At 41.6% G+C, this 18,320-nt stretch carries 11 protein-coding genes; all 11 read right to left on the bottom strand.

Translation table 11 applies throughout. The features are described 5' to 3' along the window. Positions 1-39: 39 nt before the first annotated feature. The 11 genes from ACTJKN_RS05625 to ACTJKN_RS05575 all read right to left on the bottom strand — a co-directional run bounded on the left by ACTJKN_RS05625 (position 40) and on the right by ACTJKN_RS05575 (position 18,166). Positions 40-1,476, bottom strand: a complete 1,437-nt coding sequence (locus tag ACTJKN_RS05625) for a PKD-like family lipoprotein (RefSeq protein WP_440823383.1) — start codon at positions 1,474-1,476, stop codon at positions 40-42. Positions 1,477-1,486: 10 nt separating this feature from the next. Continuing rightward, positions 1,487-2,224, bottom strand: coding sequence for a DUF4843 domain-containing protein (locus ACTJKN_RS05620; RefSeq protein ID WP_440823382.1), 738 nt, complete (start codon positions 2,222-2,224; stop codon positions 1,487-1,489). 13 nt (positions 2,225-2,237) lie between these two features. Continuing rightward, positions 2,238-3,674, bottom strand: a complete 1,437-nt coding sequence (locus tag ACTJKN_RS05615) for a RagB/SusD family nutrient uptake outer membrane protein (protein ID WP_440823381.1) — start codon at positions 3,672-3,674, stop codon at positions 2,238-2,240. A gap of 24 nt (positions 3,675-3,698) precedes the next feature. Further along, the gene (locus tag ACTJKN_RS05610; RefSeq protein ID WP_440823380.1) at positions 3,699-6,959 is read right to left on the bottom strand and encodes a SusC/RagA family TonB-linked outer membrane protein; all 3,261 of its coding nucleotides are present in this window, start codon (positions 6,957-6,959) and stop codon (positions 3,699-3,701) included. Between the two features lie 273 nt (positions 6,960-7,232). Then, positions 7,233-8,426 carry a FecR family protein gene (locus ACTJKN_RS05605; RefSeq protein ID WP_440823379.1) on the bottom strand — a complete coding sequence of 398 codons (1,194 nt, stop codon included), beginning with the start codon at positions 8,424-8,426 and terminating at the stop codon, positions 7,233-7,235. 95 nt (positions 8,427-8,521) lie between these two features. Further along, a complete protein-coding gene (locus tag ACTJKN_RS05600; protein ID WP_440823378.1) occupies positions 8,522-9,121 on the bottom strand; it encodes an RNA polymerase sigma factor in 600 nt (199 codons plus the stop codon). Positions 9,122-9,500: 379 nt separating this feature from the next. Then, on the bottom strand, positions 9,501-11,015 hold the full coding sequence (locus ACTJKN_RS05595) for a glycoside hydrolase family 32 protein (protein WP_440823377.1): 1,515 nt from the start codon (positions 11,013-11,015) through the stop codon (positions 9,501-9,503). Between the two features lie 59 nt (positions 11,016-11,074). Next, positions 11,075-12,793, bottom strand: coding sequence for a RagB/SusD family nutrient uptake outer membrane protein (locus ACTJKN_RS05590; protein ID WP_440823376.1), 1,719 nt, complete (start codon positions 12,791-12,793; stop codon positions 11,075-11,077). 18 nt (positions 12,794-12,811) lie between these two features. Further along, on the bottom strand, positions 12,812-15,892 hold the full coding sequence (locus ACTJKN_RS05585; protein ID WP_440823375.1) for a SusC/RagA family TonB-linked outer membrane protein: 3,081 nt from the start codon (positions 15,890-15,892) through the stop codon (positions 12,812-12,814). A 32-nt stretch (positions 15,893-15,924) separates the two neighbouring features. Next, positions 15,925-16,815, bottom strand: coding sequence for a carbohydrate kinase family protein (locus tag ACTJKN_RS05580; RefSeq protein WP_440823374.1), 891 nt, complete (start codon positions 16,813-16,815; stop codon positions 15,925-15,927). Between the two features lie 19 nt (positions 16,816-16,834). Next, positions 16,835-18,166 (bottom strand): sugar porter family MFS transporter, encoded by a 1,332-nt coding sequence (locus ACTJKN_RS05575; protein WP_440823373.1) that lies wholly within the window; start codon positions 18,164-18,166, stop codon positions 16,835-16,837. Between the last annotated feature and the right edge of the window lie 154 nt (positions 18,167-18,320).

The following is an 18,320-nucleotide window of genomic DNA, read 5'->3' as shown; positions in this document are numbered from 1 at the left end:
TGATATATGCTAAATGATTATTTATGGTTCAATTCGTAACTATAGGTTTTGTCTGGCAGGCGCAATTTGTATAATTTCACCAAAGCCTGTAAATTTCTTATCATAAGTACCATTGGTGAATTCTCCAGGACCATTGATACTGAAATAATATACTTCACCCGCTGCACCATTGTTCACACCGATCACCAATTGTTTGCTTGTGCCGCGCAACATCTCGATGTCCTTAATTACATATCCAGCTGGGAAAGTGTAAATCAGGCGTGCTGATTTTGCAAGCATGTCATACAAATACACCCTATTGCCAACAGTATAATACAGTTGTTTTACGATGGAGGAGGTTGCAAAGTTAGTTGCATTAGCAATTTCCGGACTATTTACCATTTCCTGATTAACCCCAGGCCTAGTATTAAAAGTATTATCATACGTCAAGGACATCAGGTAGCGGCTGTTATTTTCTTCCATGATAAAATACCACTCAATTTCTTCTTCAAATAGCGTCGACATGCCGCGATCAGACGCAATCATTTTTCTTCCCACATTTGCCAGGTCGAATGAGCCTGTTGTACTAGGTGCATTTTCCAGAACTCTTGAAAGAATACCCATTCGCATAAAGCGCATGTTTGCATTATCGTAAAAATAGTTTACATCATAAGTATTAGGAAACACACCTGGGAATAGATTATAGTTGCCGGGAATGCGTTGAGAGAAAGGCTTGATGTTATCTGAAACCGAGCCCGAAATGCCAGCATATAAGCCACCATCCGCAACGATGAACTGGTCAAATTTCGAGGTGCTCATGATAAAAGCTGGTGTAGTTTTAAATGGAAGTGGCGTAGCCAAATTCGGAAGTATAGAACTTTTATCACCAAGCTCCAGCCAGTCGTTCATGTTAAACCGATACACATTTTGATCGGTGAAATAATAAAAGAAGCTACCTTTTCCAAAATTATATAAGGCCAGTGGCTTTCCTGGATAGGTTTTATTATTGGCCACCTCCATAGGATTTTCAAAGATCACATCGTCGCTACGGATCAACGAAACCTTGCCTTTTCCATCTTTACTATTAACAACGTACCAGCCATTTGGATAGACTCCGTTGACGGTGATGGTATATTGTTTTAGCGTAGAAATACCATTTCTGTTGCTCGTCACTTTGTATACTACCAGGTAAACGCCGGGGCTTAATGTTACTTTTATGCGTAGATTTTTTGTTTTAGCAATTGTTGTTGTATCTGTTGGTGTATTAAATTTCCAACTATAGGTAAATGAATCACCCTCGGGCATTGTTTGGGCCAATGTTGGTGTGATAATCAGTGAATCCAGTTGAGGAACCGTAAAACTGGTTGTTGCATCAGTTATCTTAATATCGTTAATTTGATCATATTTAAACGATTGATTGTCTTTTTTACAGGCCGAAAATGCAAGCATGATGACAATAAAAACCGGGCTAAGCTTTAAAATGTATTTTATATGCATAATATTTAAATTAAGGGAACGATATCTTTTGACCGTTCTCATCTAACAATGGACCATTTGCAGCCTCATAAGCGGCCAGTGCATTTCTCAGCGTCACGGGGAAGTTTAAAGAACCTGCAAGCCCGATACTCTCGTAAGAGAAATCTGTTATACCCAGTACTTTAACCATGAATTTATACTTTTCAGCGCTAAATTCTCCAAAATCTGCCTCTAAACCGTCCCAATAAGAAGGTCTGGTGTACATACCGGATACCTCTATCGTCAAGTATCGAAAGTTTTCTTCCGTATTCAGACTACCATTAGTGGGAGGTGTCTGGCCTAAAGTACCCAAAGTAAAGTCCTTGGTTTCTGCTGGTTCCAATACAATTTTATAGACATTGCTGGCCATTCCTGCAGAGTTGATCAATACAAGAGGATAATTAAATGTAGAAACCCCAGGTGGAATGGTCGCTTCTTTAAGCTCAAAATCAACGCCTGCAGTTGCAGTCGTTCCTTTAGCCACCTTTAGCAATACCGTACGCGGCTGATCAGACAGCTTGCCTGTAAGTCTCAGGGGTATATACATGGTATCCCTTGTTTTTACGGTGCTTTGAAAAGCAAAAGAGTAACTTCTCTTGGCTGTGGTATGTAATTGTTGGTAAGTGTAAGCAAAAAAGCTAACGCCATTTTTTCCCTGATAGGTTTCTACTGCTTCCTTCTTACAAGAAAAAAGGGAGAAAACCATCGTCACATATAATAAATATTTCATAATACGAGTGTGATTAATTTCCATAATTCGGATTAAATTGAAGTTCGGCATTTGGGATTGGCAGCACGTATTGCTCTGGCGCCATGTCGACATTACGGAATTGCATTCTTATTGCTTTAATACGTTTATAGTAAAAGAACAATTGGCCTTCCGCATAAAATTCCTTCTGGTATTCCCTGGTAATCGCTGTTTTAAGTGCGGTAGCTGTAATGTTTGTTGGGAGATTAGTAAGCCCCCTGTTTTGGCGCACCGTATTTAAATAACCGACACCGGCAGCAGGTGTCTCCGCAGTTTCTGCCAGGATATAATACATTTCGGCAAGGCGAATACCAGGTACATACTGGTCCAGTAAATTGTCGGTAATTGTCGTTGTAGCGGTTGAGGCCTGCCAGAATTTAGAGGGGAACGGTATTCCGCCATCCTGCTCAATGCGGTATACATACCTGATGTCGGTACCACCACCACCTGATACGGTTTCATATAGCGTAGAAAAGCTGGCAGCGGTAAGTGTGAGGCTTTGTCCTGGACCACCCCTAAATCTAAAATAACGTTGTACATTGGGCAATATATCCCTGACCCTGATCATAAACACCTGTTCGTTGAAATACAGGCGGTCGCGCACCACAGTCCCTAAGCCAACTACTGAGGCTGCAGCCGGGGTAACAAACGCATATTTATTTGAGTTGATCACTACATTTGCGGCAGCTGCAGCACCGGCTTTATCACCACTGTATAATTTAATTCTTGCTTCAAGTGCTTTTATACCATAGTAATTCAGTTTACTCCGTCTGCTCCTTAAATCACTGGTCACGATCGGGTCGACTGGTTGCAATAAATCTGCTGCCTCTTTCAAATCAGCTAAGGCGAATTTTACCACCTCAGCAGTGGTAGACGGTATAACTGCGTTTTCGTTTACATCTTTTTTATAAGGGATGGCCTTCAGGTTTGCGCCGGCAGTATATTCAGGACCGAACATGCGCAATAAATCAAAATGTAAAAATGCCCTTAAGGCCAAAGCCTCACCGCGCAGCATTGCGTATGAATTATTGCTTAACACAGACCGGTTTGTCTCTGCATTTGCGATAATTTTATTTGCTGCTGCAATTGAACTGTAACTGGTAGACCAGATGGCATTGGTATAGCCCGCTACTTCTACTGAAGCATAGTTTAGCAATTGTGTTTGTTGCAGTGGAACTGCTCCGGTGGTACTAAGTGTCGAATAATTTTGTGCCAGAGCTGAAACGAAACCCATAGAAAGGTTATCGCCGTAAAGACTGTCACTGGCCAGCTGGCCATATATACCTGTTAAAGCCTGCTGAAAACCAGTTTCCGAAGTAAACAGCTGTTTTTCAGCCAGACTTGTTTTTGGGGTTACATCCAAAAATTTCTTACAACCGGAAAACACCGCAACTATTGCCAGAATTCCTATAATTAATGTTGTTTTTTTCATTGGGATATGAATTTGTTTTTTGAATTAAAATCTTGCACTTAAACCAAATGTATATTCTCTGGCAAAAGGGTTATCTGTACCACGTTCAATTTCGATGGAGCTGAAGGTGCCCAGGTTATTGGTTGTGGCGCTAACACTAAGGTTCTGCAAGCCTAATTTTTTTACGAATGGTGTTTTAAACTGATAACTTAAATTAATTGAGCTGAGCTGAATGTTGTTATCACGCTGAACAAACCTTGAGGTAAGTTGTGTTGGTATTGGCTCACCACTGGTAATCCGACGATACGGACTTACACTACCGGGTCCGGTCCAGCCAAGGTCATAAGCTCTACGGTCTACGTTGTTGCGTGCATCCACAGCCTCAACACGATTTAATAAGGTACTGTTGTACAAATCAGCACCATAATTATAATTGATGCTAAAGTTTAAGGCGAAACCTGCGTATAGGAAATTTGAATTTAAAGCTCCCGTCCACTTAGGGCGGCTGTCGCCAACATAGGTCTTATCATTAACGTCCCAAACAAAGGTCGGGGTACCATTTAATTTAAGATAAACCTCCTGACCAGTTACCGGATCGATACCCAATGACCTCACCGCATAAATAGCGGTTGTTGATTGGCCTTCAATAAACTGTGCATTTTCAACTGTCTGATTGGGGTTATTGGCATTTAGCGCAGCATTAAAGGCTTTAAGTTTCTCTGAAATTTCCTTTAACACAGATTTATTAGTGGCTGCGTTAACAGAGACATTCCATTTTAAGCCTGTACGAGGTTGAGATAGTATGGTGTAACCCAGGTCAAGCTGCAATCCTCTGTTCTGGATTTTACCTAAATTTTCAGTATACGATGGGAAGCCGGTACTAGGTGCCAGCGAAACTGTAGTCAGGGCATTCTGGGTTACTTCATTATAAAACTCCGCATTGAAAGTCAAACGGTTGTCCAGAAATGCTGAAGCAATACCAATGTTCGACTTCAATACTTGCTGCCAGCTTAAATTCGGGTTTCCAAGTCCACCAGGAAAGGCACCTACTTCACCAAAGTAACCATTTGATGTACCCAGGTTGTACCTGAATTGTGATGCGTAAGGATTTTGTACAGATGTACCGGTAGAACCATAACTACCACGTATCCTAAGGAGATTGATACTTTGGCGATCCTTCAGGAACGCTTCATTAGTGATGTTCCATCCTAAACCTGCAGACCAGAAGTTACCAAATTTATTGTTGTCCCCGTAAGCAGATGAGCCATCCCTTGTATAGGTAAAATCGGTAAAATAACGGTTATCATAAGAGTAATTCGCACTTCCGGTATAAGAAAGATTGTTAATGGTGCTTTCCGTTCCGGTAGGCCTGCTGTTTGCATATTGCGCAGCAAACAAGATGTTATCCAGACGATCGAAAGGGAAACCCTGTGTCGATACGTTATATGAATTTAAGTTGGTGCTGGCAAGTCTGAATCCTGCATAAACAGTAATGCCGTGCTTTCCAAAATTCTTGTTGTAGTTCACAGAACCTGTTCCATCCATAGTAAAAGAATCGCTATTGTCTTTGGAATAGGTACCTCGTGCACTTATATCTGAAATACTATTGAAACGACTGTCTAATGCGGAATAGAAATTATCTATTGTGCCATTCACTTTGGTGATGCCCAGTGCACCAGTAAACCATAGAGACTTACTATAGTCGTAACGAATAGTGGTGTTGTTTCTTAAATTAAAGTTCTTATTTCTATTGTTAATAGTGTTGTAATTAATGTCCATCAACGGGTTCGTTACAACAGAACCTGCTACTCCGAAACCCAAATTTATGTTTTCCAGGTATTTGTTTACATTACCGTTTTCATCATATGGTTTCCAGTATGGATTCAAAGCTAGGTACTGACTAAATTCTCCATATGGCGAGTCATTAGAAATTACCTGCGTTGCAATCGTATAATTTTGGAACGTTAATTTATTGGTTTTGTAACTCAATGTAAAACTTCCCGCATAATTTTTCCTGTCTTGTCCCTTCATTACACCCTGTAAAAAATTTCCGCTGAAATTAAGGTTGAAAGTCAGAGACTGATCACCACCACGCAACGAAAGGTTGGTTCTGTTGTTGATGCCTGTTTGAACCGGAATAGATTTCCAGTCTGTATTTACACCACTCACTACGGCTTTATATCGTTCGGCATTAATTGCTTGTCCTCTATAACTGTCCACAAGACCTACACGGCGTTCTAAATCCAGTTTTTCCTCTGCGTTGAGCATATTGTAAACAGAAAGGTCTGGTGATGACAAAGTGAGGTTATTGGTAATCGAAACTTCTACTTTTCCTCTCGGTGGGAGAATTGTTGTAACAACCATCACACCATTACCGCCACGAGAGCCATACATCGCGGTAGCGGAGGCATCTTTTAACAAAGTCACAGATGCAATCTGATTCATGTCCAGGTCTACGATTGCCTGTAAAGAAACCTGAAATCCATCAAGAATGAATAATGGTGTATTTGGATTGCCAACAAGCTCTGAACCAAGGGTTGGATAGGACGTTTGCCCACGCATGGTCACTTCCGGAAGCGCGTTGATATTCCCGCCTATCTTGTTGTTGGGAATCATTCTGAAAGACGGGTCCAGGGCAGCAATGCCTGCAAAAATATTTACCGGACTCACCGCCTTAAGCTCGGCAGCAGTTATGGTTTTTGCAGCTCCGGTGTAGGTACTCACCTTCCGGTCAACCATCCCTGTAATCACCATCTCATTTAGCGTAACCTGATTCTCCTCCATGTAAATGGTATAATTAGAATTAGGTGAGATGGGCACATCAACGGTCTTGTAACCTACAAATCTAAACTCCAAAGAGGTTGCACCCTGTGGTATACTGATGGTAAATTTTCCATTTTTATCCGTCTGAACGGTAGACTTTGTTCCCTTGATCGACACTGTAACGCCTGGAATGGGCTTACGTTCTTTGGCATCGCCTACAAAACCGGAAATAACTTCCTGCCTGGCCAATTCAATGGCTTTGATGACCACAGTTTTGTTACGGATAACAAAATCCAGGTTTTGCGCGGCAAAAATTTGGTTAAGTACAGCAGGCAATTCTGCATCTTTAACATTAATGGTTACTGGCGACGAATTTTCCAACAAATTGTCCGTATAAAAAAAATTGTAACCTGTCTGTTGGTTAAGCGCTTTGAAGACAGATCGGAGTGAAGCATTCGACTTGGTTAAAGTCACTTTTTGGGCAAAGCTCGACGCACTCACCTGCAAAAAGCACGCTATTATAATTACGATGGTTAAGCGCATAGTTAGCAATAATTTAAGGTACAGCCGTTTAGGCATACCAAATTTCCTTGAATTTTGATACATTAGTAGTCGGTTTGGTTAAGCAGCCTCTTTTGCGTTGGACCGTACAGAGGACTGCGGTTATTAGTTTGATTTTTAATTGAATGTTCCAAACTTTTGCCAGGTCCTGATGGCTAATCGGGGCCTGGTTTTCGTTTAACATGTCTTGAGTTAGTGTAATCTTCTTTTCATCTGGTTGGTTTAGGTTAGTATTCTATTAATAGTTTAGTTTGTTTATTTTGATACATAGACTGTTCGTCCTTTTAAATCGAACCGAGCTTCCCCTGTTGATTCCACGATTTCAAGTACTTTTGACAGTTTATCAAATCTTGACACTTTGCCGCTGAAACGCTGGGTGGTTTTTTCGCCAACGTAAACAACCTCCAAATTATACCAGCGACTGATCATTTTCATGATTGTTTCGATGTTTTCACTTTCGATTACAAATTCATTATTTTTCCAGGCAACAGCCAGATCGGTATCCGTTTCACTAATCTTTATTTTGCCAGCGGATAGCTTTGCTTGTTGCCCTGGTCTTAGTACTTTAGCATTACCTGATGCAGATAACTTCACGCTTCCTTCCAGCAAGGTGGTTTTTTCCACTTCATCATCGGCATAGCTGCTGATGTTAAAATGAGTTCCCAATACTTCTACTTCCTGCCGATTTGTTTTTACAATAAATGGATGTTGCTTATCCTTCGCCACTTCAAAATATCCTTCACCACTAAGGGTAACTACTCTTTTTCCGTTTTCAATGAGGGAGGTGGTATAGGTGAGGCTGGAAGCGGCATTTAAATATACAAGCGTGCCATCGGGCAACCGCACCTGATAGGTTTCTCCACGGGCGGTAGACAAGGTATTTGAAGCATTTGGATCCGAAACCTTTTCACTAACCTGGTAAACCAGTTTGCCGTCGCCTGATTTAGTGATGACTATTCCTGATTCCCTTCCTATTTCACCTTTAGACGCATTTGCTAAGCTGACCTTCCTGCCATTTGCCAGGGTAAGTGTAGCACCATAGCCCCCTGACTTGATATCATATAAAGTAACTTTGGGAACAGTGGCAACCTTTTCCGGTTGGTTATTGAAAAAATAAACACCCAGGTATACTACAGCCAAAACAGCGGCAACAGCAGCGATTTGTAACCAGAGTTTAAGTGTTTTATTTTTACCTTCAGGTACGGCTTGTGCTGATTCCTGAATCTGAACGAACAGATCCCGGTCTACCTTAGCCAGTACACCGGCAATGGCAGGATCAGTTTCATAACGTTCATCCTCAATTTCTAAAGCGCCGATAATGAGATCTTTCAACACTTCCTGATCTTCATCAAGTTGGAAATAACTCATCAGACGCTGTGTTTCTTCAAGACTACAGCTATTATTAAGGTATTTTTTGAAGAGAATATGGAGTTGATCGGATGGCTTCAAGGTTCAATTTTTACAGCTAATACGGAGCTAAGCAAAAATATCCTTAGTCAGTTAATAAAAAATTAACAATTAATTTCCAAAAACAACGATCAGGATCAAAAGCCTTTGAATAAAATGCCTAAAACTATCGAAATGGTAAGTGTAGGAGAATCTCTAAAATACGTTTTAAGAAACCTATTGGCTTGTAGCATGTGGCTACTGATTGTTTTGACACTAATGCCCATAATCTCCTCTACTTCTTTATAAGATTTACCTTCTAATTTGCAGAGTGTAAATACCATTTTACGCTGAGGGGGCATCAGGTTTATGGCTTTCTGCAATTTTTGAGCATCTTCTTTGCTCAGCATATCTTCTTCAACATGAAGATAAAGCTCTGAACTTGAAGCAACTATTTTAGTCAGTAAACGTTTGTCTTTTGCCACTTTCCGAAAATAATCATGCACCAGGTTCTCCGCTATACGAAAGAGGTAAGATTTAAAAGACTTTTCGGGATCAATCTGTGTCCGCACTTCCCATATTTTAAAAAAAAGCTCCTGCAGCATTTCTTTTACGAGGTCATCGGATTTTAGAAGTTTGAATAAATTTCCGGCGATCCGGAATTTATAGTTATTATATAGTATTTCAAATGCGCGCTCATCACCGTTTTTCAATTGAAGCAATAAAGACTTTTCATCCGTGTGATTAATGTTGACCATTCGTCCGACAAATATACATTAACTTAAAAATACAAGATAATAATAATTTCGGTGAAACGTCATTGATATATATTTCAATGAATACTTACAGGATATTTATTTGCCAGGGTCTTGGTGATTAATGTTTTATTATAAGACAAATCCTATAGAAAGGTCGTCATTGCGAGGAACGAAGCAATCTTAATGCGCACGCTGGTAGCGATCGTTGTAAGATTGCTTCGTCGGCTGAAAAAGCCTTCTCGCAATGACGATTCTTCGCAGCCTATCACTGCAAAAAAACGTCTCTCTCATCTATTTTGATTTTTATAAAATAAATTACCCTCCGTAGGAGTCCTTTGGAAAGGATGACAAATCTATATTTAAGATACAACCTCTTATGCTATTTTAATTGCTTCTGGTCAATCTTTGACAGAGAAAGACCGCTTAACTTACTAACGCCATTGCTTTGAATCTTGATTGTTTCAATAGCACTATCCGGAAAGAAGATATCTGTCATCACAGTTAATCCATTATCGGCAAAAAGTTCTACGGATGCTACATCCAGAATCAAGCTAATATTGATTTTCTTATCGGCCAGTAACCTGGGTGCATTATGTTTTTTGGCAAATCCTTTTTCAAATGATGTTTCGCCAGATAGTGTCCGGTCGATAAAGTAATTGTTGTTCTTTTTGTCGTAGCCTATAATCAACTTTTGTCCGCTAACGTTCGATAATACAATATTCAGATCGCTGGTATTTTCAAGGCTGAGATCGAGTTTGAACTTTCCGTCCAGAGGCCTGGCATACGCAGATAGGTCAATCTCCTTATCAATAGTAACAGGTCCTTTCTTATAAACAGGCTTTAATAATGGAGAAATTTCCTTTACAGGTAACGAACGAAGATAATAATCACCATCTACACTTGCGAGCGATAAATCTCTGGCAATTGTTGTAGCACCTCGCCATGCCTTGGTAGGCACCTGGTTGGCATACTGCCAGTTATTCATCCAGCCAAGGAATATCTTCCTCTCACCGGTGTTAGACCAGGTAACCCCTGCATAATTATCGGTCCCGTAATCCACCCATTTCTCTTTTGTAGAATTTGGCACAAATTTATTCCCATCAAAGTTTCCTGTAAAGTACTGGGTTGCAGAGCCTCCGTTAGGGCCTCCGGGATTGATGCTGACTAAAAGCACCCATACCGTTTTACCATTGTTTTTGAGTGGAAATAGATCAGGGCATTCCCAAACTCCTCCATGGGCACCCAGGTTGAGTCCAAAATCACTTTCGCGTTTCCAGGCTTTAAGATCCGGGGAGGAATAAAAAGTAATTCTGTCCTTTGTAGCTAAAGTCATGACCCATTTTTTGCCTTGCTCGTACCACATCACCTTTGGATCCCTGAAATCGCTTATCCCAGGATTTGGAAGCACAGGATTGCCCTTATATTTAGTCCACGTTTCACCTTCATCATTACTATAAGCAATACTCTGGTATTGGTGCAGGCCGGTTTTGGTTTCTTCGATTTTTTGGTTATGATGCGTAAATATTGCAACCATTGCGTTCTTGCCAAATCCTGCGGTATTGTCTTTATCAATTACGATACTTCCCGAAAAAATAGTGCCCAGGCTATCTGGATAAAGTGCTATGGGCTTTTCCTCCCAGTGAAAGAAATCTTTGGTTGTGGCATGTCCCCAGTGCATAGGTCCCCAGGTTGTACCCCCGGGATGATACTGAAAGAAAAGATGGTAAACGCCATTATAATACACCATTCCGTTAGGATCGTTCATCCAATGTGCCTTTGGTGAGAAATGGAAAGCTGGCCTGTATTTTTCGCCTCCTGTAGATTGGGCTTTAGAACCGACAGAAAATAGGCAAAAAAGCAAAAAGAATATCGATCTTATAAATTTGTTTTTCATGTTATATTTTTTAAAATTTAAACAAATATCCAGGGAAGGCTCCCTGGACATTAGAAATATTACCATCCGTTGTTTTGTTTATACACCCCGCTACTAAAGTTAATCTGATTTAATGGAATTGGGAAATATTCATCCCTCCCTGCCGTAAACCTGGCATCTGAGAGATGGGCAACCCTTGATTTTTCGACCGTAAAATAAGCGTTCATAGTCTGCGCAGCAACCCCCCACCTCACCAAATCAAAAAAGTGATAACCTTCTGTTGCGAACTCAAGTCTTCTTTCAAATCTTAAGGCCTGTCTTGCAAAATCCAGTGTCCAGGTACAATTTACCCCAGGTTGATAAAGCTGAGCGTTATAATTTGAAGTTGGGCTTCCTGCTGCATTTTTCAATAGGTTACGACTTAGGTTTGCACGGTTTCTAACCTGATTGATCAGCGGAACCGCTTCCAATGGCCGCCCCAGCTCTATCAGTGCTTCTGCTTTCCAAAGCAGCACATCTGAGTAGCGGATGATCTGCCAGTTTTTCGAACTTCCGATAAATGGTGGTACTTTCTGAAAAGAAGCGTCATCGGGAAGTACTGCTTCTTTCATACTGGCAAATGCATCGTAAATAGCCGGTGCTCTTGACCACGAGCGCTGGAATACAAATGTTGGCTTATATTTAAAAGGCGCACCTGGTTTGGCCACGGTATGATCAAGTCGTGGATCGAATGAACTGCTCTGAAAGTCGAGAGAAGCTGCCGCATCTGTATTGTTGTAGGTGGAAAAAAGAGGCAATCCGTCGGTTCCTGTTTTAAAAGCATTGATCAGGTCATGGCTGGGCACATTAAAACCGCAGCATCCATACTCCTGGTTCATCGGATAGTTAAGGGCGTGCCCATAATCCAGTCTCCCCTTTGGCGTACCATCATCTTTTGAATACTGGATAGCAAAAACAGATTCCAGGCCGTTATCAGAAGCAGATAAAAAGTTGCTGGCATAATCCGTACTCAGGCTGAATTTGCCCGATGCGATGATCTCGTCACATAATGTGTTTATTTCATTTAATTTAGCAGCATCAATACCGCTTACCGCGTTATTTTCGCTTTGGGTATAGGCCTGGTACAACAGCACTTTGGCCAGATATGCTTTTGCCGCATTTTTGTTTACCCTGCCCTTATCGTTCTGATCTGTCGGCAGCGCTGTAACGGCCGCTCTGAAATCATCTGCAATCTTCGTCCAAAGCGCATCATTACTCAAGGCCTTGTTAGAAATGGACGGATAGTCGGCCTTTGCCATATTCTCATCGATAAAGGGAACATATTTGAAAAGAATCTTTAGCAGAAAATAAAAATGTCCTCTCAGAAAGCGAAGTTCTCCCTGGCGTTGAACCTTATTTGGATAATCAGTAGCAGACATGGTATTAACTCTTCTCAACGCATCATTAGCTCTACCGACACCAACATATAGCCTGAACCAAAGCTGGTCGAGGAGTGCATTATCAGGCCTGTTAAGGGAAAATGTCTCAAACAGATGGAACTCTGACAGGTCTCCAGGGCCATCCCCTCCTTTATAGGTGTCTCCTCCACGAACGCTTCCATACGGCCACATACTGGAATATGGAGAAGTATAGTGATCATTTCCAAGTGCAGAATAAGCTGCAATAACCATTTTATCGATATTCTCCGGAGTATTCAGATCATCGCCTGAAACTACGCCCTGTGCCGGCTCATCAAGTGCTTTTTCGCATGAGAACAATAGGGTTGCGAAGAATGCCAGTGTATATATTAATTTTTTCATCTTTTGATATATCTAATTTTACAATGTAATATTTACCCCAAGGGTACCAACAACCGGTACAGGAAATCCATAATTTGGAATCTCAGGATCAGTACCGGTAAAAGATTTGCTCTTTATCGTAAAAAGGTTACTGCCCTGAACGAATATCCTGAAGTTCTGAATTTTCATATTCAGTGCCTTTTTAAGATTATAACCTATCTGCAGGTTGCGCAGCTTGAGATAAGATCCGTTTTCAATAAAGTAAGTAGAGAACCTTCCTTCATTATTGCGGTCTACAAGAGTAAGTGCCGGAATGCTAGAGCCCGGATTTGAAGGACTCCAGGCATCAAGCGTCCTGCTGCCCCAGTTTGTACCTGTCCAAAGTGAAGAAAAATCGGTATAAGTCTTAAAGTCGTTCACCACATCCACATTGATGGCCTGTAGGAAAAAACTCATATCGAAGTTCTTATAACTAAGAGAAACATTAAGTCCATAGGTGAACTTAGGGCTATTGTCGCCTATAAAGTCGCGGTCCAGATCGTTAATCACTCCATCATTGTTCAGATCTTTATATTTAATCCTGCCCAATCCTTTTCCAGGCTGGCTGGCATAAGCATCCACTTCTGCCTGTGAAGTAAAGAGGCCATCGGCAACATATCCAAAGTAGGAGTTTATTGGCCTTCCGAGTACGTTTTTGTCAGTACCATTGCCTGGATAGGAAGCCAGTACATCTTTAGGTAAATCGGTCACCTTGTTCCTGTAGAGCGAAAAGTTACCCGTCAGGCCGAAGCTAAAATCATCACCAATCTTATCTTCGTAAGTAAGAATAGCATCAAGCCCTTTGTTCTGGAGCGAAGCCCCATTGCTGTAACTGTTCCCTCCATCTCCAAGTACTGCCAGGTAAGCAGGACTGATTAGAATATCTGATGTTTTCTTAATAAAATAATCAACAGAACCAGTAAGCTTATTGTTCCATAAACCAAAGTCTAAACCAAAATTCGATTCTCTTAACGACTCCCATTTCAGGTTGTCGTTGCCCTGTTGGATAAGGCTAAAGCCAGAGGGCAGCTGACCTGTACCTGCACCTGTGATATCATATGCAGTACCTTTATCAAAGTCCCACGTTGGGTCAGTCCCGTAAATAGCAGCGTATAGCGATCGTGTGGCGTTGTTGGGGATTTCCTGGTTTCCAGACCGGCCCCAGCCGTATCTAAGCTTCAGATCAGAAAACAGACCCAGATCCTTTATAAACTTTTCTTCACTCATTCTCCAACCAAGTGAGAAAGCTGGGAAAGTACCGTATCGGTTATCTTTACCAAAACGCGAAGAACCGTCTCTTCTCAAAGTTACAGAGGCAATATAACGGTCGTTGTAACTGTAGTTGACCTTACCGAAATAAGACAACAGCCTGTTTCCTGCCCCACTTCCCCCGTTGAGGGTATTTGAGCTACCTGCATTAAGGTAGGCATAATCAATATTTTCTATCGCCAGCCCTTGTCTGCTTGCAGAAAACTCCTGGCTGATGTTCTTTATGTATTCCTGACCAGCGAGTATTTCCAGGTTATGTTTATCTTTGGTGATCTTATAGTTAAGGGTATTCTGCCAGATGATATTACCCTGATAGGTTTGTGCATTGCTAACCTGGTTTGCAGGGTCTGCCAAAAAGCCCGAAACATATGATTTCTTTAACAGGCGCTGATAGCTACCGTTATAGTCTACACCAAAATTTGTCCTAAAGTTCAATCCAGGAATGATCTGGTAATCCGCGTATGCATTTCCAAAGAGCCTATAAAAATTATAAGTATTCTGCTTGTTGTCTTCTATTAGTCTAACCGGGTTCTGTCTATCGGTCATTCCTGCTGCAGGGCCTCCCCAGCCTCCGCTTGTGGTATATACCGGCACAATAGGTTGCTGTACGAGCGAGGCAAATAGGATATCGCTTGTCGGGATCTGGGCATTCTTAATGTAGCTTGCTGAAAAATTCTCCCCAATCTTTAACTTGCCGTCCAGATAATTGTAATCAGAATTAAATCTTGCCGTATATTTCCGGCTTCTTGACTCCTTTACGATACCTTTATTATCATAATAACCCACTGAAAAAAGACTGTTTCCCTTTTCACCGCCATTGGAAAGGGCTGCATCATAGGACTGGATAATCGAATTTTGTGCAATCTCATCAAACCAGTAGGTATCTGCAGGCTTCATGGTCTTTGCCGCATCGATATACTCTGGAAAGATCACACGGTTGAGTGCCGGATTGTTAAAGTTATTATTCCAGTCATACTGATAGATCTGGTTATTATTGGGGTTGGCCTTATCGTTTACCGCCGCCTGCCAATAGGCACGGCCTCTTTCTTCGGCATTAAGCGTTTTAAGTTTGGTGGCGTAATTCTGAATGGATGTCGAGGCATTGAAGTCGATCTTTGAATAACCTTTCTTGGCCTTTTTTGTAGTAATGATGATTACACCATTGGCTGCACGTGAACCATAAATAGTAGCCGAAGACGCATCCTTAAGCACCTGAATAGATTCAATATCGTTCTGGTTTAACTGTTCCAACCCGTTTTTGGTTGGCACTCCATCGATTACATAAAGCGGGTCGTTATTGCCCAGGGTTCCAATACCCCGGATTCTTACCGTTGCCTGACCGGTTGGAGAACCGTCGGTGGTAATCAGTACCCCTGGAACCCTTCCCTGAAGAGACTTTACAGCATTACCAGAAGGGATATCCCTGATCTTTGAAACATCAACCACATTGACTGCTCCGGTGATGTCTTTCTTGCGTTCCTTCTGATAACCTGTTACCACGACCTCGTTGAGCTTATTGATCGCGATGTCGAGTTTGACCTTAAGATTGGCCGATTCTGCGGTAATCGGAATGGTTAATGGCTCTGCTCCAATATAAATGAACCTCAGCGACTGACCGGCAGAAGCTTCAATTTTAAAACTACCATTGGCATCTGTAATCACCGTTTTTTGGGTACCTACAATCACTACGGTTACAGCCTCCAGAGGAAGGGATTCATTGTCGGTGACAACGCCACTGATTACCCTGGTCTGGCCAAATGCCAGGCCCGTTACCATACAGGCAAAAAGCCAGGTAAGGAAAATTTTTCTCATAAAAATTCAGATTTGGTTAGTACTATGTTTAGTTAAAATATTTCGTCAATAAACTTTTTGTATTCTTCAACCTCATATTCCGGACAGCCCCCCTTTTTGGTGGCGATAAAAGCGCCCATTCCGATCGCATTTTTTATAATGGTTTTTGGTGCCAGCCCCAATTGATGATTGGCAATGAAGGCTGCAAGAAATGAATCTCCACTCCCAATGGTATCGTTAACCTTCACCTCAGATCCCCAGGCATGGTAGGATTGATCCATTTTATAATAGGAAGCCCCAAATTCTCCTTTAGTTACGATTATCTCTGGAACATTGAAGCGTTCCTGTATAAAACGGACCTGCTCTTTCTCATTTATGAACCTTCCCCCGAAAAGGATCTGGGCCATGTGTAGCTCCGACTCGTTAAATTTTATGATATCAGCCCGTTCCATCAGATTTGCCAAAAGGCTCTTATCAAAGAAAGGGGGGCGGAGATTGATATCAAATACCTTTATCGCATCGCTTTCCAGGAATTTGAACAGCGTTTCTCTGGAAAGCGTATTTCTGGAAGCCAGGCTTCCGTATACAAAATATGTGGATGACTGCAGTGCGCTATCGATAATGGACTGGTGATCGATAAAATCCCATGCCACGGGAAACACGATTTCATAAGAAACCTCATTTCTGCTGCCCACCCGGGCAATTACTTCACTGGTAGGATGGATCGTATCGCGCTGAAGGAGGCTTTTGTTAATTTGCCAACCATCAAGTAAACGTTCCAGTTTCACTCCATTTTCATCATCTCCGATTTTACTGATGATACTGCTGGACAGGCCAAGTTTATTGAGGTGATAGGCAACATTTAGTGGTGCACCACCTGGCATGCGCCCATCAGGCAGCACATCCCATAATATTTCGCCAAAGCATATAGCAGGTGTGATCATATTCTTGTCTTTTTTTTATTTAGTGCATTACAATTCCGGTCTCTATCTGCTCCAGAGATTTCCCCTTTGTCTCTGGCATCATTTTCCAAACGAATACCAGCTGCAATACCATCATCGCACAGAAAAAGAAAAATATGTTTGCACCTCCAAATGACTCCGCCAGATAGGGAAAGCAGAATGCAATCAGTGCTGCCATTACCCAATGGGTAGAACTCCCTAGTGTTTGCCCCTTTGCCCTGACCTGATTTGGGAAAATCTCTGAAATGAATACCCAGATAACCGCCCCCTGCGAAAAAGCAAAAAAAGCTATAAAGAGCATTACGTAAACCGGGATCTCAAACCCGCTGGATGAACCGCCCAAAAATGCAACTGCTACAAGTCCAAGAGAAATAATCAATCCGAAAGAGCCGATCAGCATCAGTGTTTTTCTCCCAACTTTATCTATAATATTGATCGCAAGAAGCGTAAATATAAAATTGACCATTCCGATACCAACAGTTGATAAAAGTGAAGAATGCGCACCAAGCCCTGCCATTTCAAAAATTCTTGGTGCATAATAGATAATGGCATTTATGCCAGATACCTGATTGAAGAAGGCAAACAGCACGGCCAGGATAATAGGCCTGTTGTACTTTCCTGAAAAAAGTCCATCTGAAGATTTATCCCGCTGCATATCCTGTCCGGATTTCTGTATAGCGGCAAGCTCATCATCACAGTTTAATGGGTTTATAATGCGTAGGATTTCCAATGCTTTATCGTATGCACCACGCTTAAGTATAAGCCATCTTGGACTTTCGGGAATAAAGTAGATTAGCACAAGGAATATTATGGATGGAAATGCCTGAACACCAAGCATCCATCTCCAGGATGCCTCTCCTCCCTGGCTTAGCAAATAATTTGAAAGATAGGAGATCAATATTCCCAGTACAACATTGAACTGGAAAAGCCCTACAAGCCGCCCCCTTCTATGCGCCGGAGATACCTCTGAAATATAAATGGGTGCAGTAACAGAAGATATCCCTACACCTAAACCACCCAAAAAACGGAATGCTAAAAAGATATACCAATTATCTGCCAGCGCGGTACCCAATGAGGAAAGTAAGTATGCTGCAGCTACGAAATAAAGTGTATTTTTTCTTCCAAAATAATCAGACGGACGGGATCCCACCAGAGAGCCGATTACCGTACCGATAAGTGCAATAGATATGGTAAGTCCATGTGCAAATGCTGAAAGGTTCCAAAACTGTTGAATGGATTTTTCAGCACCTGATATAACAGCTGTATCGAATCCAAACAGAAAGCCGCCTAGGGCTACGACCATGGACCAAGCCAGGACGGAATGTTTTTTCATAAGGGTTTATTTATTGGTTGAGGATTGCAAGTTGGTCAAAAACAGGAAGGGAGGATAACAAATCTGTTCCAAAAAAATACAATCTTGACACATCACACAAACATCTGATTAACAGATAATTAAAATTTATTATTTTTATCTGGCCTGATGTGGT

Origin of the sequence: Pedobacter sp. 22163, from assembly GCF_052045595.1 — a bacterium.
GTDB lineage: Bacteria > Bacteroidota > Bacteroidia > Sphingobacteriales > Sphingobacteriaceae > Pedobacter.
Note: the sequence above shows the minus strand (reverse complement) of the source record. Positions and strands in the feature narration are given on the sequence as shown.

Coding starts and splice junctions, on each gene's coding strand:
- ACTJKN_RS05625 (WP_440823383.1), bottom strand. CDS start 1,476: ATGCATATAAAATACATTTTAAAGCTTAGCCCGGTTTTTATTGTCATC.
- ACTJKN_RS05620 (WP_440823382.1), bottom strand. CDS start 2,224: ATGAAATATTTATTATATGTGACGATGGTTTTCTCCCTTTTTTCTTGT.
- ACTJKN_RS05615 (WP_440823381.1), bottom strand. CDS start 3,674: ATGAAAAAAACAACATTAATTATAGGAATTCTGGCAATAGTTGCGGTG.
- ACTJKN_RS05610 (WP_440823380.1), bottom strand. CDS start 6,959: ATGCGCTTAACCATCGTAATTATAATAGCGTGCTTTTTGCAGGTGAGT.
- ACTJKN_RS05600 (WP_440823378.1), bottom strand. CDS start 9,121: ATGGTCAACATTAATCACACGGATGAAAAGTCTTTATTGCTTCAATTG.
- ACTJKN_RS05595 (WP_440823377.1), bottom strand. CDS start 11,015: ATGAAAAACAAATTTATAAGATCGATATTCTTTTTGCTTTTTTGCCTA.
- ACTJKN_RS05590 (WP_440823376.1), bottom strand. CDS start 12,793: ATGAAAAAATTAATATATACACTGGCATTCTTCGCAACCCTATTGTTC.
- ACTJKN_RS05585 (WP_440823375.1), bottom strand. CDS start 15,892: ATGAGAAAAATTTTCCTTACCTGGCTTTTTGCCTGTATGGTAACGGGC.
- ACTJKN_RS05580 (WP_440823374.1), bottom strand. CDS start 16,815: ATGATCACACCTGCTATATGCTTTGGCGAAATATTATGGGATGTGCTG.
- ACTJKN_RS05575 (WP_440823373.1), bottom strand. CDS start 18,166: ATGAAAAAACATTCCGTCCTGGCTTGGTCCATGGTCGTAGCCCTAGGC.